The organism is Neisseria sicca VK64 (assembly GCF_000260655.1).
GTDB lineage: Bacteria > Pseudomonadota > Gammaproteobacteria > Burkholderiales > Neisseriaceae > Neisseria > Neisseria sicca_B.
In genome coordinates this window covers 1-3,754 of the sequence record NZ_AJMT01000116.1, presented here as the reverse complement: position 1 = coordinate 3,754, position 3,754 = coordinate 1, and the positions used below count along the sequence as shown (strand labels likewise).

Sequence of the window (3,754 nt, the reverse complement as noted above, 5' to 3'; positions counted from 1 at the left end):
GGCGATGAAGCCGCAGACAGTACAGATAGTACAGAACCGATTCACTTGGTGCTTCAGCACCTTAGAGAATCGTTCTCTTTGAGCTAAGGCGAGGCAACGCCGTACTGGTTTAAAGTTAATCCACTTTACCGCCTGCCGTTTAAATAAGGCCTTGCCTGAAGGATGACGAGTTTACCGCCTGCGAAAGCCCATTCGATGTCTTGTTCGCCGTTGCCGAAAAGCTGTTTGATTTGCTGTCCGGCTTGGTCGAGGTGGCGGATTTGGTCGTGATTCATGACGTTGCCTCCGGTGATCGGTACTTCCCTGACGCCGCCGTTTTCATCCAATTGCAGCGCGGTGGTTTCGTTGGAGGAGCTGAGGCGTTGTACGGCGTCGTTGCGGCGGTTGTAAACGGCTTGTTCCGCCACCCGTTTTCCTTCGACTACGCGAATGCCCAGCCCGCGTTTGGCGGCGATGTAGGAAGTGTTTTTCTGCGCGGTATCGTAGGGATTGACGGTAACGAGTACGCCGGAGGGGTCGGCATTGATGCTTTGCTGGACGAAGACGCTCATTTTCACGCTGTCGTGCGGCAGTCCGGCGATGCGGCGGGCTTCGTACGCGCTGTAATTGAAGACGGAAGCCCAAGATTGTTTCACTGCTTCTGCCAGCGCGTTTTCGCCGGTTACGTTCGGCACGGTGGTGTACAGTCCTGCGCCGCTGAAATTCGGCAGGTCTTCGGAATTGGACGAGCTGCGGACGAACACGCCTTTGCTGTTTAATTGGCTGCGCCATTGTTCCGCCCATGTGCGTTTCCATTCGGACGGGATTTCGGCATCGGTGATTTTTTTCTGCAAGGCGAGCAGGGCGGTGCGGCGTTTGCGGTTGTCGCCGCCGCTTTGCGTTTCGATTTGCGCCAGTGTTGCCGCGTTGATGCCGAGTTTGTCCATCATGGCGCGGTAGTAGGCGAAGGGGATGCAGAATCCGTCGGGGACGTTGCTGCCTGCGATATGGGCGCGGATATGGCCGAGGTTGGCGGCTTTGCTGCCGCAGTAACGGCTGTCTTCACGGCGCAAGTTGGCAAGCGGCCGCAGGCTGTAATCGGCAGTGTCTGGCTGCGGCAGGGAGAGGTCGTCTGAAAATGTCTTGGCGGCTGTGTTTCGGTTGGTTTGGGCGACCCGGTATTGTTTTGCGTCGGCTGCCAATTCGATGCGGCGGCCGATATAGGGGGCGAGGATTTTTTCCGCGTCTTTGAGGTAGATGTTGGGAATGCCCCAGCCGCGCGCCAAGACGTTCACATGCGACAGCGCGGTGGACGGTTTTTCGCTGATGATGCCTGCTACGGGCGGCAACACCAGCGGCACTTCTTTCAAGATGATGATGTCGTCCGCACCGACATCGTAAAGGTCGTCTTCCTGAGTGATGACGCGCAATGTGCCTACCGCTTTCCCCCTATGCAACGGCAGATAGGGGAAATTCTGTATCAGGCTTTCTTGGGTTACGAAGGGGACTTTGCTTTGCGCGGCAACGGTTTCCTGCCACAGGGAATTGGTTTTGTAGCGCAGCGGGGCGAAGAAACTGTCTTTCAGACGGCCTTCTGCCAATTTCAGCAATTCGGGCGTGATTTTGTCGCCTTCCCAAAATTCGTAAACGTATTCTTGAGTGCTGTTCTGCCAACTGATGGTGCCGAACAGGAAGCGGCGGTTTGGGCTGCGGTATTGTTTGAACAATTCTTTGCGCGTCGGCATCGGCTTCAAAATCTCGGCGAGATAGGTTTCGTGCAGGCGGTATTTCGGCGTGTTGATGTAGTCGGTGCGGTTGTTGTCTTCGCGGTCGATAAGGAAGAGGATATGCGGGATTTCGTATTCGCTGTCTTGTTCGTAAACGCGCGAAAGCAGATCGAAATCGGCGCGGCTGCGGATGGCGGGCAGCGCGGGCGTTTGCGTTTTGACCGGCGTGGCGGCTTGGCGTTTGTCGGACTCAAAATAAGAAGGCTTGCGCGCGGTCGGCGCGGCGGTATCGGCGACTTCGGCATTGGGATGGCAGGCGGAGAGCAGGAACAATAGGGAGAGGCAGACGCTGGTTTTCATGATAATGGCAACGATAAAAAAACGGATTGTAGCAAGAAAAGGTCGTCTGAAAATCAAGCCTGATTCTTTTTTCAGTTTGTACTGCTAGAATCCCGACTTCATTTCCAGCCTGTCGTTTTCAGACGACCCGCTACATTTCTTCGAACAATCAGGATACAAAACATGAATAAAACCGGATTATTTCTCTCCTTGGCGTTCTTCGCCGCCGCCCCGCTTTCCACGGCGGAAACCGCACACTCATCCGGCAAAGGGCGGACACAGGTCAAAAATACGGAAATCACGCAGCAGCATACAAAACAAACGGACGGCAAGCCGCTTGCCGACGGCTTCGGCAGCCTGTCGCGCCAAGATGCGCGCGTACGCGAAATCCTGAGTTTGGTTGCACCTGACGCAGACGTGGAAAAACTGAATATGATGTCGCTGCGGCCTTGGAAAAACGGCCTCCAAGTCGCGCTGGTGTGCCTGAATAAGCATCCGCTTGGCGATTTTTACCGCGAAAACCCGAATCACTACGCGCAATGCGGACCCGACTCGGGCAACCCTGTCGCTCAAATGACCCTTGCCGTGCTGACAAAGGATACCGATGGCAAATTCGCCCTTGCCGCCACGCCTTATACCGAACGTTATGATTATGAAGAAAAAGACGAATTTTATCCGTCCCCCAAACCTGCTATGGAAGGGAAGCGGCAGTTTGTCGTGCAAATCCCCGAGGGCGGTTTGCAAATCGGGCTGCCCGCCCGTCTCGATTTTGCCGCTTATCGCCTGAACGATAAAACCGATGCCTTCGGCCTGCGCTTGCAGAACACGGTCGGTTATGCAGGAGGCGGCAGCTTGGAAGAGTTTATGGTGCTGTTTGCTATTATTGAAGGTCGTCTGAAACCCGTTTTGAACGCCAACACCTTTACGCTTGAAAACATTGCCGGCAGCTGGAATAAGGACGGCACACGCCGGCATGATGTATATACCGACACATACATCCTGAAAATGTCGCCGCAGCAGCATCATGGATTTTACGACATCATTTGGCAAGCGAAGGGCATGAAAAACGGCGAACGGAAAGTCTACCGCTGGGATGCGGAAAAGCAGGAGTATGGCAGTTTGGAATAGCGGCGCTGTCGGTTGCCATACAGGATGGCGTATCGGCGGCAGGCATCATGCGAAAGCAGTTGGTACGGTGTTTTGCCTGATTGGGAATCCAATCTCTTTCGGTTTTTGAGGTGCGCTGCCGCTTGCATAGTGTATTAACTAAATCAGGACAAGGCGAGACAGTACAGATAGTACGGAACCGATTCACTTGGTGCTTCAGCACCTTAGAGAATCGTTCTCTTTGAGCTAAGGCGAGGCAACGCCGTACTGGTTTAAAGTTAATCCACTATATATTCCGTCCGTCATGATAGGAATAACAACAAAAGGTCGTCTGAAAACTGAACTGGCCCCCAAATCTTGGACACTCATAAAAGCCTATTCAGGCGCTCTGTGCAAGCTGGGTTCTGTATGCGACAGGACTCAGCTTTTTCAATTTCAAACTGCAACGCTCCCGGTTGTAGTAATCCATATAGTCATCTATCTGCTTCATCAATTCATCTACCGTCAATTCACCTGCATTATAGAAACACTCCGTCTTCAACACCGCAAAGAAGCTTTCCATCGGCGCATTGTCCCAACAGTTCGCCTTTCGCGACATGCTT

Annotated in this window: 3 protein-coding genes; 1 reads left to right on the top strand and 2 read right to left on the bottom strand. The window is 53.6% G+C overall.

Annotated features, from left to right (window positions below; all coding sequences use genetic code 11):
• Positions 1 to 125 precede the first annotated feature (125 nt).
• A complete protein-coding gene (locus tag HMPREF1051_RS06920; RefSeq protein ID WP_036492351.1) occupies positions 126 to 2,066 on the bottom strand; it encodes a PEP/pyruvate-binding domain-containing protein in 1,941 nt (646 codons plus the stop codon).
• A 162-nt stretch (positions 2,067 to 2,228) separates the two neighbouring features.
• On the opposite strand from HMPREF1051_RS06920, the gene HMPREF1051_RS06915 reads away from it, so the two are divergent.
• Positions 2,229 to 3,173: a hypothetical protein gene (locus HMPREF1051_RS06915; protein WP_003766287.1), complete on the top strand. Its 945-nt coding sequence runs from the start codon at positions 2,229 to 2,231 to the stop codon at positions 3,171 to 3,173.
• A 358-nt stretch (positions 3,174 to 3,531) separates the two neighbouring features.
• On the opposite strand, the gene HMPREF1051_RS06910 is transcribed toward HMPREF1051_RS06915, so the two are convergent.
• A partial coding sequence (locus HMPREF1051_RS06910; protein ID WP_036492078.1) for an IS3 family transposase occupies positions 3,532 to 3,754 on the bottom strand: 223 nt, incomplete at its 5' end.

Coding starts and splice junctions, on each gene's coding strand:
- HMPREF1051_RS06920 (WP_036492351.1), bottom strand. CDS start 2,066: ATGAAAACCAGCGTCTGCCTCTCCCTATTGTTCCTGCTCTCCGCCTGC.
- HMPREF1051_RS06915 (WP_003766287.1), top strand. CDS start 2,229: ATGAATAAAACCGGATTATTTCTCTCCTTGGCGTTCTTCGCCGCCGCC.